General features: G+C 32.9%; 13 protein-coding genes and 4 pseudogenes. 15 read left to right on the top strand and 2 right to left on the bottom strand.

What is annotated here, in order from left to right; translation table 11 throughout:
* Positions 1-5 precede the first annotated feature (5 nt).
* The 4 genes from MKX66_RS03650 (at position 6) to MKX66_RS03665 (ending at position 6,689) form a co-directional block, all read left to right on the top strand.
* Complete coding sequence (locus MKX66_RS03650) at positions 6-860, top strand: hypothetical protein (protein WP_215589938.1); 855 nt, start codon at positions 6-8, stop codon at positions 858-860.
* Positions 850-1,626 carry a DUF6339 family protein gene (locus MKX66_RS03655; protein WP_215589937.1) on the top strand — a complete coding sequence of 259 codons (777 nt, stop codon included), beginning with the start codon at positions 850-852 and terminating at the stop codon, positions 1,624-1,626. The genes MKX66_RS03650 and MKX66_RS03655 overlap by 11 nt, the downstream gene beginning before the upstream one ends.
* Before the next feature lie 401 nt (positions 1,627-2,027).
* Positions 2,028-3,890, top strand: a complete 1,863-nt coding sequence (locus MKX66_RS03660) for an AAA family ATPase (protein WP_215589936.1) — start codon at positions 2,028-2,030, stop codon at positions 3,888-3,890.
* Positions 3,891-3,896: 6 nt separating this feature from the next.
* Positions 3,897-6,689: a nuclease domain-containing protein gene (locus MKX66_RS03665; RefSeq protein WP_341085538.1), complete on the top strand. Its 2,793-nt coding sequence runs from the start codon at positions 3,897-3,899 to the stop codon at positions 6,687-6,689.
* Between the two features lie 281 nt (positions 6,690-6,970).
* Here MKX66_RS03665 and MKX66_RS03670 read toward each other — a convergent pair.
* Positions 6,971-7,625 (bottom strand): annotated as a pseudogene (locus tag MKX66_RS03670) (IS6 family transposase).
* A gap of 572 nt (positions 7,626-8,197) precedes the next feature.
* On the opposite strand from MKX66_RS03670, the gene MKX66_RS03675 reads away from it, so the two are divergent.
* From MKX66_RS03675 to MKX66_RS03715, 10 genes and pseudogenes are all read left to right on the top strand, one after another.
* On the top strand, positions 8,198-9,355 hold the full coding sequence (locus tag MKX66_RS03675) for an AAA family ATPase (RefSeq protein WP_215589934.1): 1,158 nt from the start codon (positions 8,198-8,200) through the stop codon (positions 9,353-9,355).
* Entirely contained in the window at positions 9,348-10,154 is an 807-nt protein-coding gene (locus tag MKX66_RS03680; RefSeq protein WP_215589933.1) for an HNH endonuclease, read from the top strand. The genes MKX66_RS03675 and MKX66_RS03680 overlap by 8 nt, the downstream gene beginning before the upstream one ends.
* A 646-nt stretch (positions 10,155-10,800) precedes the next feature.
* Entirely contained in the window at positions 10,801-11,013 is a 213-nt protein-coding gene (locus MKX66_RS03685; protein WP_215589932.1) for a hypothetical protein, read from the top strand.
* Positions 11,014-11,450: 437 nt separating this feature from the next.
* A pseudogene (locus MKX66_RS30800) lies at positions 11,451-11,733 on the top strand (DNA topoisomerase III); the annotation flags it as partial.
* 18 nt (positions 11,734-11,751) lie between these two features.
* Positions 11,752-11,908: pseudogene (locus tag MKX66_RS30805) on the top strand (DNA topoisomerase); the annotation flags it as partial.
* An 88-nt stretch (positions 11,909-11,996) separates the two neighbouring features.
* The gene (locus tag MKX66_RS03695; protein WP_215589931.1) at positions 11,997-13,700 is read left to right on the top strand and encodes an ATP-dependent nuclease; all 1,704 of its coding nucleotides are present in this window, start codon (positions 11,997-11,999) and stop codon (positions 13,698-13,700) included.
* 270 nt (positions 13,701-13,970) lie between these two features.
* Positions 13,971-15,659, top strand: coding sequence for an SIR2 family NAD-dependent protein deacylase (locus MKX66_RS03700; protein ID WP_215589930.1), 1,689 nt, complete (start codon positions 13,971-13,973; stop codon positions 15,657-15,659).
* 198 nt (positions 15,660-15,857) lie between these two features.
* Positions 15,858-16,154 (top strand): annotated as a pseudogene (locus tag MKX66_RS03705) (DNA cytosine methyltransferase); the annotation flags it as partial.
* 232 nt (positions 16,155-16,386) lie between these two features.
* On the top strand, positions 16,387-17,388 hold the full coding sequence (locus MKX66_RS03710) for a LacI family DNA-binding transcriptional regulator (RefSeq protein WP_215589929.1): 1,002 nt from the start codon (positions 16,387-16,389) through the stop codon (positions 17,386-17,388).
* Positions 17,389-17,648: 260 nt separating this feature from the next.
* A complete protein-coding gene (locus tag MKX66_RS03715; RefSeq protein ID WP_215589928.1) occupies positions 17,649-18,461 on the top strand; it encodes a hypothetical protein in 813 nt (270 codons plus the stop codon).
* A 274-nt stretch (positions 18,462-18,735) separates the two neighbouring features.
* Here MKX66_RS03715 and MKX66_RS03720 read toward each other — a convergent pair whose 3' ends face one another.
* Positions 18,736-20,016 (bottom strand): MFS transporter, encoded by a 1,281-nt coding sequence (locus tag MKX66_RS03720; RefSeq protein ID WP_215589927.1) that lies wholly within the window; start codon positions 20,014-20,016, stop codon positions 18,736-18,738.
* Between the two features lie 493 nt (positions 20,017-20,509).
* Here MKX66_RS03720 and iolG point away from each other — a divergent pair, with 493 nt between their 5' ends.
* The gene (gene iolG, locus MKX66_RS03725) at positions 20,510-21,535 is read left to right on the top strand and encodes an inositol 2-dehydrogenase (RefSeq protein ID WP_341085543.1); all 1,026 of its coding nucleotides are present in this window, start codon (positions 20,510-20,512) and stop codon (positions 21,533-21,535) included.
* Positions 21,536-21,637 lie beyond the last annotated feature (102 nt).

Consider the following 21,637-nt stretch of genomic DNA (forward strand, 5'->3'; position numbering starts at 1 on the left):
ACAAGATGATTTACAAAAAAGATGCAAACTTTCCATACCCTGTTTTAACAAATTCATCGATGAGCTATAGAAGCAGTGAATTCAAGTTAGATATTGAATTAGAAGAAAATACGGAGACCTATCGCTTTGAAATTACCCCAGATATTACATCGCCATTTCTTTCTTCTTTAGTAGAGGTTGGAAAGGCGGTACTTATCTTAATTGTGCAATCAAAAGACAATAAATTCTATGTATTGGAGCCTGGGCAAAGCTATATTGAAATTCCCAAGTCACGTATTTCGTTAAGTAAGCGTACGTCCCTGCAACTACATTTACAGTCAACGGAAGAGATTTCATTCTGTGATAATCATGATTTAGATGAATTTTATACTTCATTCAAAGGTGAGATTATTGTACCGCAGCATTCGATTTTAGGCTTCTCGAATATTGTTCTATTCGATGGTAGTGATAGAAACCCTTTAACTTTATTCGAGAAGAAGCTGGATGAACATCTGTCATCGGATATTAAAATTGAGCTAGGTCCTGAAACAATCATTATTCATTATCGAGATGCAGATTTACAATTTGCGACACTTCCGCAAAATCAATCGCTAAACAATACGTATGTGTATATGGGCCTTCGTACGGCATTACAGCAGTTTATTCAGAAGTATGCGGAAGAAGATGAGGATTCAGTTGAGCTAAGAAACATGGTGAGTATACCTGAAGGACTCGATTTTAAGTTATATCAACTAATGTCTAAAAAAATGGTGGAAGAATTAAGTATTGATAATGTCGATGAAGTGATTTATCAAATTTCGGATCGCATTATTGAGAAATTCACATCAGCTGTGAAAGGATTGGCTGCCAATGGAAGTTAATGTGCGATTACTAAAAAGTGGATACCGTAAGAGCGAAAAGCTTTATAATGATTTTAAAGCTAATACGATTGTAACGAATGAAGAGTATTTTACGGACAAGGTTATTTCCTTACCGAGTGATGTTCCTTTTCCGATTTATATGGCAAAAGGTAGTGATGCTGTTCGTAAGGAAGAGTTTTTAGAAGCGTTTCGTATTTTAGCTGATCATTATATTATGTCTAATCGCGATTTGCACTTGGATGAAGTTGTTTGGCATTCTTATTTTATTACATATCACCGAGATTATCTTATTGAGAAATACCCCTCTATTTTAGAAGATCAAAAAGAGTTTGAAAAGATTGTAACGAAGTCATTTGACTGGGAAAACTACATTTACAAGTGTGTGTTAGCAACTGAATATGTGGAAGATTATGCGCATTCTTCAGAAGAAAAACAATATTATTATAGACTCATTTTCGAAAATCTAGATTTGTATAATTATATTATTAAATATGAGATTTTCCGTAATAAAGACTTTTTATTAAAAGTATTAAAAATCGTGGATGAATTAAAGATTTCACATATTATGAAGGCGAAGATTAAAGATCGTCCAGATTTAGGGAGTGACGAACGCTACGGCCGACGTGTTATTTTTGAGTTAAACAAAAGTTATCCCGTTGTCATGGCGCCAATGCTGGAGAAAGAAGCACTAAAAAAGGAAATCATTCGTGCATTAAGTCATTACTATGACGTATCAACCCTACTTCTTTCAAAAGCAACTGTGTAAAAAGAGACGGCATTGAGTTTTAATAAAATTCATTCATTAATTAATATTTCTTTATTAAATAAAACATTACACACTATAACCAGTATTTTTAGACAGAATTGCGAAAAGCTATTCTGTCTTTTTTTACTAGAAAAGAAATTTTTCTATTTCAAAAGCATCTTTAGAATAGTAGTGAGTAAATGTTTTTGGCCATATTTAAATAGCTGAGTTTTTTTGTATGTATGCAGGTTAAAAGTAAGGGGTGATTTTAAAAGAGTTACAATCTTTGTAAGTAGCTTCATACAAGTAGAGAATAGCTAGCTGTTTCTTTGAATACATTATTCGTTAGTCTTGTCTATGAAAATAAAGATATATTTATGTTACTATATATAATGTATTTTAGTTTGTTGGGAGTGTTGAGTGTGATTGAGGCAATTACAAAAGAAAAGTATGCGGAGTTTTCGCCTAATGAGAGACAAGCATATGTATTGGAGCGTTTACATTTAGAAGATTTATGGCTTATCGGCCGTGTACGTAATATGAAGGAAGAAAAGCCATTCTTTTTTATCGACCAATTACAAAACCCATATACAGGAGTTGTTATTGAAGCGCAGGTTTTTACAGATTTAAGTCGCTCTCTATCAATTTTCTGTCCTGCAGGCTCAGGAGAAATATATTATGAGGACGGTACATTAGTTATTGCGAAGGTTAAGCTCACTGGAGTAAAGAAGGATATTTTAAAAGGTAACTTGTTTAATACGACCTTCAATGAGGTGTATCCAATCGAGGATAGTAATGAGTTATTTAATCTGTTAGATATGAAAAAAGAAGATCTCCGTATTATTGCGTTAGCAAAGCCATCACTATATGAGGATGGAGAAAGCCGCTTTGTAGATGTTGCAGCTGATATTGTGAAGGCTAAAATTGCAGATGATTTAAAGGAGATCGATGCTAAAAATGAGAGAAATGAGGCAAGGCTGTTAGAGGTACAGAAGGCTGAAGGTCATTTAGAGGAGGCTAAGCAGCAGTTTGCTATAGAACGTAAGCATCTTTACTCACTTCAGCAAAAGCTAGAGGAACTAGGTTTTGTATTTAACGAGCAAGCTGACGAACAGTTAATTAAGTCAGATGAGTCTTTCCTTGAGACACCAGAGACACCTTTAGAGTTATTAAAAGGAATGCAAGCGCAGCTTAGTGCACGTGGCTATCATTATGAAGAGAAAACATTAGGTCAGTTACTACTAGCACTTATGACGGAGCAAATGATTATATTATCTGGACCTTCAGGTACGGGGAAAACAACGATTGTAAAGCAGTTCGCATCGATTGTGAATGCCAAGTGTGAAATTATCCCTGTTCAACCAAGCTGGACCGATAAGCAGGATTTATTGGGATTTTATAACCCAATCCGACAGTTATATGTACCATCTGCGTTTTTAGATTGTCTGATTGAAGCCAAGCAGAACGAGGAGCAGTTATACATTATTTGTTTAGATGAAATGAATCTTGCACAGATTGAATATTATTTAGCTGATTTACTAAGTGTGCGTGAATTAGAAGGGGGTCAGCTTCGCTTATATAGCGATTTTGAGTACAAGCAAAATATGAATGAAATCAAATGGTTCGTACAGCGGATGTCTCAAGATGAAGATGTATCTATTGATGAAGTGCTAAAGAAGAATCAAATGGATTCGTTAGCGCATTATGAGATGGTTACACGTTATGAGAATTTAAAACGCTACGCACCACTTCTAGATATCCCAAGCAACGTACGTATTATCGGAACAATGAATGTGGATGGTGCTGTACAAGCTTTAAGCCCAAAGGTTATTGATCGTAGTTTTATTATTCCACTTTATCGTCAAAAGAAGGAAAAGATAGCTTCAGATGCAAAAATCGGACAGTATCATATTCCTGCTGAGTATTTTACGATAAATGTAGAAGACACACCAAGAATCTCCACTCATCTTCGTGAAGCAGTGAACGACTTACAGTTAGCATTAAAAGATTGGCAAATTGAATTTAATGAGCGTGTTGAAAAGCATATTTTGCTGTACCATGTAGCGGCGGAAAACTTAGGTATTCCAACTAAGCAGCAGGTGGATGATATTACGGTGATGAAGTTTCTACCACGGTTGCATGAAATAGTAGAGGATAAGCAGCTAATCACAACATTAAATGTAGCAATTGAACTTCATGTGAAGGATGAGTTATTAAGTAAGAGAAAACTAGAAAAAATGGAACAAAAGCTTGAACAAACGGGCTTATTCTCATATTGGAGTTGATAAGAAATGCATGTAGAATTATACATGATTTTTGTTCAATATGACCATAGTGTAGCTCCTCAACAAGGGTTACTTCCAATTTCATCCATTAATATTGGTGATAAAATTGCTCCAGAAAACGATCAGGAGTGGGTTATTCCAAACCATTACCGTAACCAAAATGAAAGCATTATGCGACAAATTGGTATTCGCTTTGTTGACAAGGGAAGACATGTGAAAGCTGTTTCTATTACGTCTCCTGATGAAATGTTTAGTAATAGCTATGTCTATCATTCAGAAGAGAATATTTGGTTTGAGCCAACACGTTTTTCAACGAAGAAGCGAAAGCACTATTACTTGTATGAAACAGATAGTATTTTAACAGGAATAACGAATGCAGGTACAGCGAAGCTAAGCTGTGATGAGGATGGCCAAGCTAGATACTTTGCGACCATTCATTTTGTTCCATCTTCTTTATCTATTGAAGATTATGAGGATATGATTGTGGATTTATACCGGATTCATGAGGATTTTGTGCGAGATGACCGTAATGTTGCAAAAGTTGCGATTAAATCAAATAAGGTTGTAATGGAGCTACAGGAGCAATTAAGAAAGTTAACAAGTGCTATTAAGCAAATTAATGTTAGTCCACATGCGACACTAAAGCTATATACGACAAAGAAGAAGCCTCAAAACAGCGGACGATTTGACCTTCGTATGGAAATTGAGCAATATATCAATCCTGGTAAGCCAAATTATCGTAGTCGAGAGCTTAAGCCTGTTGTGGCCACATTTGAAAATAAGCTTATAAAGCAAATGCTGGAAGATTTAATTCATTATGCAACGGTTAAGGGCTCTGATCAAACAATGACAAAGGTGCTACTACGTAATGTGTTAAATGAGCGTGAGGCACATTTTCGTAAAAGTGATTTAGAAATTCAGAGGTTACTTGGTTCAGTCGAAATGGTAGAGGATTTGAACACATATAATCGTGTGCATAGTAAGCTCATGCGGGATATACAACCGTATTTAGAGGAAGAGCGTCAAATTCGCGAAGATGTTAAAGCAAAAGCAAACTTCATTAGCAGCCCAAATGGACAAATCCCTAGTACGTATGTTGAGTTAACGCTTGCAATGAATGGCCTGTTTACGGAGAGTAATAGCTATTATCACCACCAATCCGATGAAGGGATGACTGCTCAGTTAAAGTATGATCGACGTGAAACGCAGCTGAAGGTGCAATCTTATATTGTTCCGACACAATTTGATCAACCGAAGATTCCTAATAGTCATTTTGGAACGCTTCAACTGATAAGTGGCCATGCCCAGTCACATATACGGTTTTATAAGGCCTTTTGTGAAGAGGCGCAGTTAAAATCGGTAGATGAAGCTAAAATGATTCATATTTGTGGCTTTGTGCGACCACAGCCAAATGGCGTTGATGCTGTCGCTATGCCAATACCGAATAGTATATATAGGAATTATTCGTTTAACTTTGTGCATATTTCGAGTATTCGAGTGGATGGAAATGAAATAACTGTTCCAACAGGTAAGAACGACCTCCTTGCCTTTTTAGATAAAGAGTTACCAGTCAAGATGCAGGGTGCAGAGCAAAGTGAGGCAGCGTTTATGCGTTTAAAGCAGCTTGAGCAGTTACAAATATTCACAAAACAGAAGGAGAACATTCATAGCGATGCTGAGAAATATGATGAGCTAAGGGAAGCTGCACAGGCTCTACTCGAGCTACCGTTATTTTCATCGCTTGTATTAAAAGAGCGTCTTCCAGTAAAGCCGACACAAGTGTTTATGCATAATCCGTCCTACCGTGTAGCGTGGCAGGCACTACAGCACATTAAGCATGAACTATCTGCCTCATTATTTGTACAACAGCACCAACGACAAATTAGTACTGGGAAGGTTGAACAAATTTTCGAGGTATGGACGCTCTATAAAATCATACATATCTTAACGAAGGAAATGGGCTGGAAAATAGATGGTTATAAGGATATAACATCATGTCTTGATAAGTACATGATGGAGGGAAGCGCACAAGGACTCCAAAACTTCTCGGCTATACTTCGCTGGGAACACTTTCAGGTGGAACTTTACTATGAGCCGAAAATTCATCTTATACCTAAAAGTTATCTTACGCCTGACTTTGTCTTGAAATTTAAGATGCATGACCGGGCCATGGGGCTTGTCATATTAGATGCGAAGTATCGTAATTACGAGTCTCAGGGCACTGGAAAGTGGAAGGAGGACGTTGTTGATATTGCAATTAAAAAATACGGTCATATGCATCCGATTGAGCCAAAATGGCAAGTGCCCATCCTAGCGTCTTGTATTTTGCATTCCGATGTAGTGATTTCAGAGAACGCCGAGGATAAGTACAATCCGTATCATGTGATGTATAACGAAGCGTTATTTAAAACTAATTTATGTAATGAAGAGGCACATAAATATGGGTCAATTTATATGGTTCCTTCTATGACTCATGTCTTTAAAAACTGGTTCCGCTTGATTATGGAATACCATTTAGGGGAGTATAAGGTATGCTGGTACTGCGGAGAGGCGAAAGAAGTGCACGAGCGTCAGCTTCTAACTCAGGCTGGTTATCCAAAATACTATTATACATGTAAGTCTTGTAACGAGTTTTGGGTGAAAGTACACTGTCGATCCAATCATCATAAGCTAATTAAGCATATGAACAACTACCATCTACAAGTGGAGAGTCGTAGAAAATGGTATGTTATTTGCCCGAGTTGTGGTGATGGTCGACCAAGGGTTATAGGAAATCCAATCGTAACAATTTCATTTTAATAATTGCCGGCGTGAACGGATCTCGATGGCTCTGCTGTAATGATTTCGGATGAAGAGTGCTCTGTGGTGTAGACTTGGAATGTTATGCGGTAAGTGTTAAAGATTAGACACCGGAATTAAACTACTTTAATATCTTTTTATAAGTGGGATCTTAAAATACATAATAGAGTTTTCAAATGAAAGAAATTTTGAAATTTTTTGTTGAAAGCCCTGATGGAAGAAAACGGATCAGATGCAAATTTCAGAAAAGCATAAACCCGTTTACAAAATACGATTATAGTTTAAGCAGTTTTGAATAATTGTTGTAATTCATTGTAAGTCGAAAAAACGAAGTTTGGTTGTTGCAAACTTCGTTTTCGTTTATGTATGGTATGAATTATTTCGATAACTTTCAAAGTACGTGAAGCATGACGAAGGGTCTGAAATCTTGCAGATTTGGCAAAACGTCTGTTTACATGTCTATGGTCCTGTTCTATTAGATTGTTGAAATGCTTGATTGTACAATGAGTGGTGCGTTTATAAAAGCCTTGTTCTTTTAATTTGTTAAATGCGCAAAGTAACGCTGGGGCTTTGTCTGTTGTGAGAACCGTGGGTTCCCCAAATGTTTTTACGAGCCCTTTTATAAAAGCATAAGCAGCCTGATAATCTCGCTTTTGCGAAGTTGAATATCTAATGTGTGACCTTCTTTATCAATCGCACGATATAGGTAACACGATTTTCCTTTGACTTTGATATAAGTCTCATCCAATTTCCAAGATACATATGTACATGCTTATTTTTCTCCTTCCAAATTTGATAAATCAAAATTCCATATTCATGAACCTATCGCATGATGGTTGTGGGATGAACAGATACACCACGTTCGTTCAAAATTTCAGATACATCCCGATAACTTAAAGAAAAACGACAGTAGTAGCCGATGGCTACCAAAATAATATCTTTCCTGAATTATTTTCCTTTAAAATACCCCATTTAGGATTCTCCTCACTCTGTTTTGCAAAAATTTAGCTTACTTTCAAAAACTTTGCAACAGAACCCATCGGGGACTATATACCTGTATATTTATTACTAGTCGTTTTGCGATATTGGATAAGTAAGTTGTTTATTATTATGAAGTAAATGTAAAGATAATTTGTAAACTTCCATATAGATTTAAGGGTGAGAGTTATAAACAGGTTGAAGTAGCTAATCTTTTAAATAGGTAAATTGCCTACTGGAAAGTTCCAAAGGAAGAAGCAGAAAAAACGGAGTTGAGACGAGTATTCATAAATGAGAACTAAGCTACTTAAAAATTGATCCTATATGGAGAAAAGGTGGGAGATTTTACGGATTTTTATCTCTTACATTTATGGTGAAAGTACATAGTAGATATAGGTACACGTCAGTTGTTTTGATTTTTTCCGACAAATTTAGAGTTTTATTTTAAATTAATAGTGTTGGATTTTTCCAAATTAAGTACAATAGTAATATATAGCATTTAATAATAGGGGAGTTAAGAGGAGGTAACAATGTTAAAGGTTGAGGGGATTTTCATTCAAGGAATAAATGGTATTTTCGACTTAGGTATAAAGTTGAATCCTGGATTTAACTTTATATCTGGTGAAAATGGGATAGGTAAAACAACGATTTTAGAATGTATTGCTAGCTCATTTAATAGAAACACTCGAAATTTACGGAAAAATGTTTTGAGTAACCGTGGATTTTGGGAAACACATGGTTTTAATAATGGTGAACATTTCGTGAGGAATTTTGAAATTGAAGAAATTGAGATGCAGGAGAAACGCGGAATGCCTAAGTTTAGAAATTCAATTAGGTCTAAAGAAATGGTTAATTTTTCAATAAATAGGAATATACCCAATGGATTTTATGGTAGTCAATTAGATTCAATTCAATCGTGGTTTTTTAAAAATTACTATAATGAACAAAGAATCTCTGAAAAGAAATATTCTAATTTAATGATAGCACAAAAATGCTTTCAAAAATTGGATTCAAAGATACGTTTTAGTAGAATTGAAAAACGTGATATTCAAAATAATGATGATTTTAGAATGCAGAAGTTTAGAGAACCTGCTGATATATATATCGAAACCCCTAGTGGTGAGATTCCATTAAATTATTTATCTTCTGGATATAAATCTTGCTTAAATATTTTATTAGGGTTAATAAGGCAAACAGAAGTAACACATGCGTATAAAGATGTACACACTTATGATGGAGTAATATTAATTGATGAATTAGATTTGCATCTTCATCCAGAATGGCAAGCTAAACTAATAGATATACTGCGTTGGCTCGTTCCTAATGCACAGGTTATTGCAGCTACACATAGCCCGCATATTATCCAAGCAGCGTATCCCAATGAAGTAATTCCTTTAAAATTTGAAAATGGGTTAGTAACAGTTAATCAAAAAGTATATTCGAAAGAATATGGATTTCAAGGATGGTCTATTGAGGAAATTTTACAAGATGTAATGGGACTTAAAAATACACATTCAGATTTGCATTACCAGCTATTAAGAGAATTCAATGAGGCATTGAATAATTTAGATATAAAAAAAGCGAATTATTATTATGATAAAATTGATAAGTTATTACATCCAGATAACCATCTACGTAAGATATTTAAAATCCAACTAAGTTCATTAGGAGGATTAAATATTGATTAAAATTAATAAGTTAAATTGTCCAAACGAATTAACATTCGAACGTCAAAAGGAACTTACCTTTAAATATCTTAAAGATGGTGAATCTGTTTGGAAGCAAACTTTTATAGAAAATTCATTATTAGAAAGTTCACATACAAAATGTATATATTGCGAATGCAAGCTTAATGTTGAGTCGAAATATATGGAAGTTGAACATTTCCACGATAAAAAGCGTTATCCATTGGAAGTTGTTAATTGGGAGAACCTCCTTCCTAGTTGTAAAAGATGCAATGTAAAAAAATCAACTTTTGATACCAAATTAAAACCTTTTATTCATCCAGCAAAAATGGATCCTAGAGTTCACCTTGTGTTAAGTGATTTTAGACTTTGGCCAGTTACACAAGCAGGTGACAATACTATTAAAACGCTGTTACTAAATGATCCTATTAAACTTGTTCAACAGCGTTTTCAAATAGTTAATACTGTTTCAAGCACACTCGCTGATATTCATGATAATGTACAAGATTACTTCAACAATACTCGTAGGACTAGTCAGAACAGAAATAAATTTATGAGTGCTATAGATAACTTATTATTAGAAGCTATGCCAAGTGCCTCCTATTCAGCAACTGTTGCGACAGCAATAATAAATAATCCACATTTCTTATCAATAGTAGATATTTTAAATTTAGAAGATTTATGGGATAATGATCTTCAAAAAAAATTTAATGTAATAAGTGACTTATCCTTAGAAACGGACTTAAAAAAAACAATGGCTTATAAAAAAAAGGAAGGTGCATTTCAACCCATATCGAGATAATTCGATTTTATTTTGTTTGAAATATAGTTAGTTAAAAAGTGACCTTAAATTAAGACTTTACACTATTACGTAAAACTAGATGGAATTAAAAAGATGAAATTCCCTTAACTTCAAAAGCGAGGGAGCTAAATTATAAAAGAGTGTAAGCAATCTACAGACACATTGTTTCTTGATCTTTTACAACCTATCTCATCAGATGATGTATTTGTTTTGGAGTGGATTACAATTAACCTAACTAGATATAGTATAATATATCGATTTTACAAAAAAGAGCAGATAAGGGAAGAATTGAAACCGGATAGTGGTACATAAAAAAACACCTCCTGAATTCGCATACTAAGTATGCAAATTTAATGGAGGTGTTTTTCGTATGAAGACAAGAATTTATTACCCAAAAGAAATAAAGTGGAAAGTGATTGAGATGAAAAAGAATGGTTATTTAAATCGTACCATAATAAGAGGTTTTACAAGAAGGATAAGTAAGTATGATATCCTTATAATTTTCTAAGTATATGACCGTCTTGTAGCCAATGGAAAAAGATTAGTAGTCCCAGTGGATTGTGTCTAATTCTTCAAGGAATTTTTCACCTATCTCTTTATCTACCATTTTAATAAAGTATGCTAAACCATAATTGAAGAATTTTTCATGGCAAGTACAGAATTAGACATTGCGCCTATTGATTTAAAAGATTGGATGCAGAAGTACTTAAATATTTTTGGAACAATTCATGAATTTACATTTTATTGCAATGGAAAAAATCTAGCACAACGTACACCTGAAAAAAGAAAATCCTGTATGGAAATGATAATTAAAAATTATTATACGGATCTAGAAGAAATAGTAGAGTTTGAAAGCTAAAAGATTTATACTTTTAAAGCGAAGTGAAATTAAAAAGCGTCAAATAATGTTTGCATTTCAAGGTGCAATATTATTTGGCGCTTACTTGTTTGACTTGTTATAAATGTCGAATAATACTTATGTTGATTTGAAATTAATGGATAGATTTCAATATATTCAAAAAGAAATCAGAATCGAGTGGAGCAATGAATAGTTTACTTTGTTATTGTTCTAAACTAAGTAAATGAATTTTTAATATTTTGCATAGAATGGAATGAATTCCACATAAAAACAGATTAAATAATTTTCGCATTTTTGAGCGTTATATTATTTGGCGTTGACTTGTTTGACTTATTAAAAAGGTCGAAAAAGACTTATACCATGTAAAATATAGAATAAAGGAGATTGACCTATAAATGGGATACGTATTAATTATTGCTGAGAAAACAGATTAAGGTTTGGCTCTTGTTTCACAATTTAAATATCGCCGGAAGGTTGGGATATTTAGAAGTAGAAGCAAATGAGTTGTTTCCAAATAGAGGATACTGTACATGGGTAATTGATCATTTAAGGCAGTTATGTAATCCAGAACTTTATCACGCTGAGTGGAAAAGTGATCGTTTGATACATTACCGATGATTCCAGAGCGTTTTCAATTTGAAGTAACAAAGTCAAAGTATAAGCAATTTAACGCTGTAAAACAGCTGATACATAATTCAGGGGTAACAGAAACTATTTATGTAGGCGAATTATCAATAGTTTAAAAACTTACTTGATGAGTCAGGTACGATCAATACGTATTATGAAATATGTACGAGGTCATCCGCTGATTGGGGCGTTGGAATGAATGTATCACGTGTCTTTAGGATTTTGTTAAAAAAAGGAAGTGAATGATGCGTTTTCTGCTGGTCGTGTACTGTTGTATACCGAATGAAAGTGGGCAAAATTAATAGATAAATCAACATTTTTTATAAGTATTTTGACATTGCAAATAAGATGAAGGGATGGATGAAATTTTGTTTATAAAGGATTTTGATATTTGTGGATTTAGATCACATACATTTTCAACTACAAATTTTGAAGGTTTTTGCTATAAAGATATCAACATCTTTATAGGTCCAAATAATAGTGGTAAATCGAATATACTAAAATTTTTTCAAGTGGTAAAAGAAATTTATACACAGACATATTTATCTAATACGGAATTAAAGTTAGAATTTTCTGATGAAGATAAATTTAATCATCTTAAAGAAGAAGAGATAGTAGGAGATATATATCTAAGTAATAAAAATACTATTCATTTGAGTAGTAAATATGAAGAAAAACTGCTAATTAAATTAGAAGATGAAAACGTGAAAACATTTTTTTTAAAGGGTATTCATTTTATAGATACTGAAAGGAAAATGATTAAACTTTCGGTATCTATAGATTGGATAATACAAAATAAGTTAATAGATAATTATAAGGAGTGTATGGAAAAGTGGTTAAATAAAATATTAGATGAGAGGTTATTATTACTGGTAGATAAAGAAGAAAAAACTATTAAATTTAGATTTTGTACAGAAAAAGAAGATTGGGGATTAGCGCAAGAGCTTACTGATTTAGGAACAGGGATTAAGCAAGTAGTAGAGATTCTAACTTTCTTATACCACAAAACTAAGTATGTATTAAGTGAAAAGATGAAGGGTGCGAATGTTTTTATTGAAGAACCAGAATCTAATTTGCATCCAATGGCAACAAAAAGATTTCTTTACTTGCTTTCTAAAGATGAGATTCTGAAAAAGAATAGATATTTTATTACTTCACATTCTAGTGTAATTATAGATCAAGTTGATGACAATTGGACTATTACAAGAGTTTATCAAGGGGACAAAAGGGAAACTAAACTGGAGCGTTGTTTACATAAGAAGGAGATGCTTCCTCTTCTTGATTCCCTTGGAGTAAAACCTTCTAGTTTATTACAAAGTAATTTAGTTATTTGGGTTGAAGGACCAAGTGATAAACTATATATAAAAAAGTGGCTGGAATTAATTTATCCTCAATATAAAGAAGGTATTCATTTTAGTTTCATGATATATGGTGGTGCACTAATAGATTATTGTAGTGTTTTTGTAGAACAAACAAGTAGTGAAGCGAATAAGTTTATAGATATATTAGCAACCAGTAGATATGCTGTGGTTATTGCTGATAGGGATAACAATAATAAACAGGAAAAATTGAAACCTAGATTAATTAAATTTGAAAATAGAATAAAAAAATCTAAAGATTTTGAACACGTTAAATTTGTTAAGACAGCAGGGCGTGAAATAGAAAACTATATAAAAGGAGAAGTATTTAAAAAGGTTTTATGTAATGGTTGTTTTGAAAGAGAATCAATGACATATAAAGGGGTAATGGGTAAGAAAACAATAAAATTTTCCCCTCCAAATGTAAAGAACTTAAATCCTAATTTTCGATTTAAACTTGCTGATTCTTTTGATGAAAAATTCTCTGAGTTATATATTACAGAAAAAATGAAAAAAATTTATAATTTAGAAATAGATACCGAATTATACAATGCTATGATAAAAAATTTATCTAAAACATTTAATAAAGTAAGAGTTGCTGAAGAAGTTAGTAAAGTATTTACGAAAAAAGACATTACGGTTAAATTGAATTTTTTTATTAGAACAATCGGGGAACAAATAAAAGAGGCTAACCGAACGTGAAATGTTCGAATTACTAGATGCAACAATTGATTTTTTGAATTAATAGCATCTGTAGTTAATAAAACTTAAATTTAAAAAATGATGAAAGATAAAAATCAAATAGTAAGATATAATTGAAAAAAAGATGAAAATGGTTTGATACCTAATGATTGGCAAGAAAAAGAAACTAGTATTGATTAGTTTAATGTTATTCCTGAAAAAAGTTATATGGATGTAAAAAGAATTAGCTTTTTTTATATTTTGAGGCGATTAGGCATGAGGTGGATATATATGATTCCAAAAGAATTAGTCAAACTAATAATTTCTGAAAAAGTAGTACCATTTATCGGAGCAGGTTTCAGTAGAAGCTTTGGATATCCTGGATGGATGGAATTATTAGAAGAATTAAAAGGAATTATTGGTATAGAAAATTTAGATTTTGATGATATGAAAAATGGGGATCCCCTCCAAATAGCTCAATCTTTTTTAAGTTATTACAAAGATGTAAAGTGGGATAATTGTAAAGGGGAAATCATAGAGGGTCTTGGACTAAGTAATAACGATGATTTTACTGTGCCATTAAAAAAAATAGTTAACGAAGAAACAAATAAGAAGCTAGAAATGGATTTTTCCAGAGAGTTATTAAATCTAATAGAAGTTAATCAAAATAAAGTTAATGATATAGAAATAGAAAAGTTAAAAAAGCTAGGTGAAATAAATTTTAATTATATACTTACTACCAATTATGACAGGGTTATAGAAGATGAAATAATGAATGGAAAAAACTATTTAGTTCAATCTCTCGGTAAGGGGGAAGAATTAAATTGGAATGAAAAAGACAAATCTATTATAAAAGTACACGGTGACATCGATTCTCAGAATGGAATAATTTTCACGCATTCTCAATACTATAAGTTTATGCATGATTTTGGATATTTTAGAAGTAAGTTATATACTTTATTTTCTAGTAATACTATTTTAATGATGGGATACGGATTTAATGATATTAATATACATCAAACTTATTTCCAATTTATAAGGGATTATGGTTCACAAATCAAAAATGATAAATTTTATATAGTGTTAACTTCATACGATAAAGAAAAATGGGGAACCTATTTTAATTTCTATAAGATGTTTTTAGAATCCTATAAAATAAAAGTGATTGAGGCGGAGACTCTTCCGATATTTGTAGAAGATTTATCTAATGCCATCAGCACTGAATTAGCAAGCTCTAATTTAAATCTTTTATTTGATGCACATTCATTAGAACCTAGATTTACAAACACACTATTGAAGTTAGTTAACGAAGCGGAATCTGATTATGTTAATAATAAAGAATTAAACTTAGATTTTATTAGGGCATTTGATAAGATTTTTAAAAGCCCTTTTATATTAAATGAGAAGCCTTTTGAAAAAGGCATTACTACACTTGAGGGAAATATTGCTTTTTCTATAATGGACTACACAATAAAAATCTTAGAAAATAATACTGATATAGCTAAAGAAGAGATTTACATGGAATTTGTGAAAGAATCTTTAAAATATGTTGACCGTACATCTGATTTTTGGGGGAAAAGTTATAGAATTGAGAGGTTTTTTAAACTTTCACTATTTGTAGAACAGAGCGATTATGATATTGAAACTGGTAAATTAATGTATGAAATGTTTGGTGCATGTCATCCAACAAAGTATTTATATTCTAATCCAGGAGGGAGATATTTGTTAGAACATATACAGCAGATTCCAAGTTATTATCTTTGCAGCTATCTTAAGTATATAGTAGAGGATATCAAAGAGATTAATGAAGAAGATGAATATTATATACAAATTCCTCAATTACATCAGTATTGGATAGAACAAATTAAATTAAAGGCTGCTGGAAAACCGACAGTATTAAAAGTACTACAAGAAGTAGATATAATTCAAAAGAAAATAAATGATTTTCGAAAACAACTGAAAGAAGGAAAGAAAGAATGAATTCTTGCTAATATAGTTTAGAGCCAAATATATTAGCCAAGTTATTAATTCAACAAAATATATTATACAAGTAATAGTTATATTTTTGAACCTAGTTGAAGTCTTTGCTTCAATAGATGTGCATATAAATAAGCAGAAACTGCTACTTTTAACCACTGCTTGTGTTGTTATATGTACAGGTTAAACTATTAAATGTCGGAATTGTTAGATATACCAGGCAGAACAATGTTAACAAGTGAAGCGAGTATAAATCGAAGTACGCATGTAGTAATAGATGAAAAGGGACTTCAATTTTTAACACCGATTGAGTGTGAACGATTAAATGGTTTCCTAGATGATTGGACAAATACAGGTATGTCTAATCGAATGCGGTATTTCTGTATGGGAAATGTGCTAGTTGTAGGGTTAATTGAGCGTATGGCTGAAAGGATATATGAGGTAGACAATATAAATGTAGAAAAACTAGAGATTGAATTTGAAGAGGAGATGGAATAAGCCATCTCCTTTTTTGTTTCTTATCGAAGCATTCTGCCTTTAAAGCCTTTAATAAAAGGTAATGTCTATAAATTATAATATCCATCTGAAACAAGGTTTTACCTAAATGAGAGGAACCACGCTAGAAGATAGAAGTACTTACAAATTTTAAAAGATTTCCGTTTGAGTACCAAGAAGCGAAATCTATTTATGATAAAATATAGAAAAAGATGATTAAGAAGGGACAATTAAAGTGAAACCAACAATTTATGATGTTGCGGAAAAAGCAGGTGTATCAATAGCGACTGTATCTAAGGTAATTAATCAAACCGGGCGTATTAGCGAAAAAACAATAAATAAAGTAAATCGGGTAATGAATGAATTAGATTACCAGCCAAGTAGTGTAGCAGCAGCGTTAACAGGTAAAAAAACATATACGATTGGGGTACTTGTCCCAGATATCTCAAACCCATTTTTTGCAGAAGTAGCAAGAGCTTTTGAAAATAGTGCACGAGAATCAGGGTATACACTCATTTTATGTAGTACAGATCATCAAACAAAACGTGAGCACGAGTACATTGATTTATTATTTAAAAAGCAAGTAGATGGCATTATTATTGCAACGGAGCTAAATGATTATAAACTAGTTAAAAAAATTGTGAACCGAGATTTGCCACTTGTACTATTTACCGTAGATCATCCTTCCATCACAACGCATGTTGTGACAACTGATGATATGAGGGGAGGCTATCTAGCTGGGAATTATCTAACGCAGAAAGGCCACACATCTTTAACGATTATGATGGAGAAGGATAGAAAAAGTAGCTTAGGGAGACTGACTGGTTTCAAACAGGCTCTTACAGATTTAGAGGTTTCGTTAGAAGAGGATGCTATTATTAGCTGCTATTCGACAGTGGAAGATAGTAAACGTGCAAGTAAAGAATTACTTAGTTTGCCTAATAGGCCTACAGCGGTTTTTGCTTGTACAGATTTAATTGCTATATGTCTTATGAATGAAGCAAGAAAACAAGGACTTTCGATTCCGGAAGATTTATCAATTATTGGATTTGATAATACAATCTATGCTGAGATTGCTGATCCAGGGTTAACGACGATTGAACAGCCAATTACACAAATGGCAGCCTGTACGTTTGAACAACTCTTAAAAACGATGGAAATGAAGGCGCATGCCAAGCAAAAAATTACAATTATACCTCAGTTAGTAGAGCGATCCTCAGTAAAGGACATTACATGAAAGCTTTTTTAATAGCTTATTTGAATGTAACGAAAAGAAGGTCATCATAACCATGTGCAGTTATGATGACCTTCTTTATTTGTGGATTTGAATTAAAGTCGTACCATTTTATTCCTTTAAAATTAAAGGATTTCATATAAAAAGTTAAACGCCATACACAAAGATTTAAATGAAGTTGTAATTACGTATTTTTTATGATTAAATATGACAATTATTATGTTAGAATTATAATTAATGTATATATTCGAAAGGAGAAATGTATGAAATTAAGTAAAAACATCGCAATATTATTATGTAACATTATATTATTGTCTGCTTGTTCCTCATTGACTAAAGAGGAATACATAGATGCGGTTGCAAAAGAACAGGTTGATGTAAGTGAAGGGTTAGAAAAAGGTGATGACAAATCACTTTCAATTGAAGAACGAAAAAAGTATATCGAAAAACGTATTTCCCTTTTGAAAGACTCAAAGAAACTTTCTCCTCCTTCTGAATTTAAGGAGGCACACAAAGAATATGTTAAATTTTTAGACATAGAGATTGAACAACTTGAAAAAGCAAAAAAAAATATTAGTAATAAATCATCTATATTTGATGAATATAGCGAAAAAGACGAAGATAGTTGGAAGAAATATAACGATTCTTTTGAAGAAAAATTAGGCGTTGATACAAGTAAAGAACTCCTTGAGAAAAGACGCGACTATCTACGAGTTTCAAAAGATGAGTATGTATCAATCTACAAAAAAGAAATTAAGGATTTTCTTAATTGTTTCAAAGATGGAGTAGTTCCTACAAAAGGCGATAATATAGACGATGAAGCTGTAATGGCTCTTGCTGAGAAGGCTAAAGGACATCTCTTAAAAATATCGGCTACAGTCCCGCCTAAGGAGTTAGAAGACGAAGTGAAGATCTTTCATAAAGCTGAAGAAAAATTACGAGAAGCTATTAATAAACTTTATTTCGATCCTGAGCTAGAAAAAAAAGAAACTGCTGGTGATTTTTTATCTCTATATAAAGATGGTTTAAAATTAAATGGTGAATTTATGGATAAATTGTTAGAAAAAAACGACTAAATATTTTATAGACTGTGGTTTAGCAACTACAGTCTTTTTCCGTTTTATTTGTGTTAAGGTATCTGAGGGAATGTACTGTGACTGTAGAGGAATTTTGTAGGGCAAGGTTTATTGAAATGATCAAACCTTTTTATAAGGGATTCATATGTATACAAAAAACTCCATTTTGAGTAATCCTTATTCAAAATGGAGTTTTTTGTATAGGTTAACAAATAGAGCTTTGTAATTTCGTTTTAATCAAATTTTATTCCAAATCTACATTATTATTAAGAACTTATACTGAGAATTGCTCTCCACTTTTCGTATTTAAATCTTGCTTAATTTCATTCTCCTTCGGAATAGTAAGAAAATGTGTTAAAAATGCACCAAAGAAGTACAAACCAGCAAAGATCCACATCACGCCGCCTACACCTAATGGACCGATGAAAGCAGTTACTACTAATGGACCAACGAATGCTGATAATCCTGAACCTAAATTTAAGACAGACATTGCAGCTCCTTTATTTTCAGGAGCTAAAGATGGTACTAAAGCTGTAAGAGGTACATAACCGGCAAGTGTTGCTCCGTAGCAACAGGCAACAAATAATACTGCCCAATAATTATGTCCTACCATTTGTGGTACATAATAGAGTGCAAGAGTTACAATTCCGCAACCGACTCCTCCGAACCATTTAATCGTATTTACCCAACCAAACTTGTCTCCAACAATACCAAAAATAATATTAAATACCATATTTACAAAGAATAGAGTACCCCAAATTTGTAGCCATTCAGTCATTGTAAAATTATATTTCATCATATAGGTAGGCAGGAAAACAACAAATCCAAACTGAGCGGCCGAGTTTATAATTTTAACAATACCACCTATACCAACCTTAGGATTTTCAAATGCGATGGTAATGCCTTTTAGTAATTCACTTGATTTGTTAGAGCTTACGGTTTGTGCTTTAAATTTGTCCTTATTTACAACAATTGAGAATAATCCCCCGACGACAACAAAAATTAAGGCGCTCCATAAAGTAGCGATTTCCCCGATTTTAGGAACCATATAGCTAGAATAGAAGGCCCCGATAACACTAAGTCCAAGCTGGAATACGAACCAGAACCAGCCGACTGCTCTTGAAAGCATTTGCTGAGGAGTACTGTAAGATACCCAAACTAGGAAAGAATAAGCAAATAAGGGATAACCAAATCCTCGTAGAGCGTAGCAAAGTAATATAACGGGATAATTCATATGTTGAATTCCTATACCGATGAACCCAATGGAGCCTAAAATGAATGATACTAAACCAAACGTCATTACTTTTCTTGGTCCCCACATTTGTACAAATACCCCCGAAAACCAGGAAGAAGCAGATACAGTAATTCCGTAAATCGTAAACAGAAAAGCAGCGTGTTCTAGCGTTAAGCCATTCTCAACGAGATAAGGGGATAACCATCCTTGTTCTAAACCATCCCCAATCATAAAAACAATAATCCCTATGTATCCCCAAGTTAAATTAGAAGGGATACCAATCTTGTCCATAAATGTTTTGTTTGAACCAATTGCGTTCATTCTCCCACCACCGATAATTTTTTTGGTTAAGCGCTTAATTCTTTTTGATAAAAAAAGTATACGCTTACATTATGAGGTCGTCAATGAAATTTTTTGATAATTTACAACTTTCTTTCATAGGGTGCAATCTATTTACTTATCGGACACTAAAATAATTGTGAGTATGAAAAGATAGAAATAACTTATAGATGGGAGTTTACTATTTAAAAGGCTTAATTTCCTTTGTTATATCAGTATTTTAAAAGAGTATTTTTGTAGCCGTTTAGATTATTTGTTTCTTATTATTACTTTGTAGATGCATGGATTACGTTTACTTACGAAATTTGAAATTCGGATGAAAAGAAAAGTATTCAAAAAAATAAAAATGTTTTCAATTTAGAATCAAGTGTGTATAATGAAGAAAAATAGGGAAAGCGCTTAACTTAATTTGATGTGCTAAACCTTATAGACTTCCATTTTGTTTCTTAAATTTAAATAAAGAGGGAGAAATCATATGAATGTTTTAACGATTGGGATTATTGGTGCTGGACGAATAGGGAAACTGCATGTTGATAATTTGCAGCTGATGCCACAAGTGGAAATTAAAGCGGTTTCAGATGTAGTGATTAGTCATCTAGAAAAGTGGGCTGAGGATAAAGGGATTTCCACTCTGACTACAAACTATCGGGATTTATTAGCAGATCCAGAAATTGATGCTGTATTCATTTGTTCACCAACAAATACACATGCGCAAATTATTAAAGAAGCGGCTCTTGCGAAAAAACATATTTTCTGTGAAAAGCCAGTTAGTTTCTCGGTAGAAGAAACATTAGATGCATTAGAAGTAGTAAAAGAACAAGGAGTATCTCTTCAAGTAGGCTTTAACCGCCGTTTCGATCCTAACTTCAGAAAAGTCTATGATCTTATTCAACAAGGAGAAGTGGGACACCCACATATTTTAAAAATTACGTCTAGAGATCCGCAACTGCCAAGTATAGAATATGTTCGTTCTTCAGGCGGATTGTTTATGGATATGATGATTCATGATTTTGATATGGCTCGATATGTGATGAATAGTGAAGTTGTTGAAGTATTTGCATATGGTACAACATTAATTGATCCATCCATTCAGGAAGTAAATGATGTTGATACAGCAATTGTCACATTGAAATTTGCGAATGGAGCTTTAGGGGTAATTGATAATAGCCGCCAAGCTGTTTATGGATATGACCAGCGTCTTGAGGTGTTTGGTGAAAAAGGAGCGGTCGCTGCGGATAATTGCTGTCCGACAACAGTACAAGTGTCAAAAACAGAAGGTGTTGTAAAAGATAAGCCGCTTTATTTCTTCTTAGAGCGCTATACGCAGGCTTATATTGAGGAAGTAACACAATTTACAAAGTCAATTATAGAAGGACAAGCTGTTATTTGCAGTGGTAATGATGGGCTACAAGCAGAACGAATTGCGAAAGCTGCGAAGGAATCTTTACTAACAGGAAAACCTGTTCAAATTGAACATAAACAGCCTGCATTAAATCAATAAAGAGAGCGCTTACTTCTAGAAAGTTAAAGAGTAGTGAATCGTATGGGCATAAAAATTTTTTAACCATATCATTTACCTTTACATAATGCACGGGAGGTAGTA

Origin of the sequence: Bacillus sp. FSL R9-9530 (genome assembly GCF_038008145.1) — a bacterium.
Classification (GTDB): domain Bacteria; phylum Bacillota; class Bacilli; order Bacillales; family Bacillaceae_G; genus Bacillus_A; species Bacillus_A mycoides.

Excerpts from the sequence above, each read along its gene's own strand:
- MKX66_RS03720 (WP_215589927.1), bottom strand. The coding sequence starts at position 20,016 with ATGAACGCAATTGGTTCAAACAAAACATTTATGGACAAGATTGGTATC.
- MKX66_RS03715 (WP_215589928.1), top strand. The coding sequence starts at position 17,649 with ATGAAATTAAGTAAAAACATCGCAATATTATTATGTAACATTATATTA.
- MKX66_RS03695 (WP_215589931.1), top strand. The coding sequence starts at position 11,997 with ATGGATGAAATTTTGTTTATAAAGGATTTTGATATTTGTGGATTTAGA.
- iolG (WP_341085543.1), top strand. The coding sequence starts at position 20,510 with ATGAATGTTTTAACGATTGGGATTATTGGTGCTGGACGAATAGGGAAA.
- MKX66_RS03650 (WP_215589938.1), top strand. The coding sequence starts at position 6 with ATGATTTACAAAAAAGATGCAAACTTTCCATACCCTGTTTTAACAAAT.
- MKX66_RS03700 (WP_215589930.1), top strand. The coding sequence starts at position 13,971 with ATGATTCCAAAAGAATTAGTCAAACTAATAATTTCTGAAAAAGTAGTA.
- MKX66_RS03675 (WP_215589934.1), top strand. The coding sequence starts at position 8,198 with ATGTTAAAGGTTGAGGGGATTTTCATTCAAGGAATAAATGGTATTTTC.
- MKX66_RS03665 (WP_341085538.1), top strand. The coding sequence starts at position 3,897 with ATGCATGTAGAATTATACATGATTTTTGTTCAATATGACCATAGTGTA.
- MKX66_RS03685 (WP_215589932.1), top strand. The coding sequence starts at position 10,801 with ATGGCAAGTACAGAATTAGACATTGCGCCTATTGATTTAAAAGATTGG.
- MKX66_RS03655 (WP_215589937.1), top strand. The coding sequence starts at position 850 with ATGGAAGTTAATGTGCGATTACTAAAAAGTGGATACCGTAAGAGCGAA.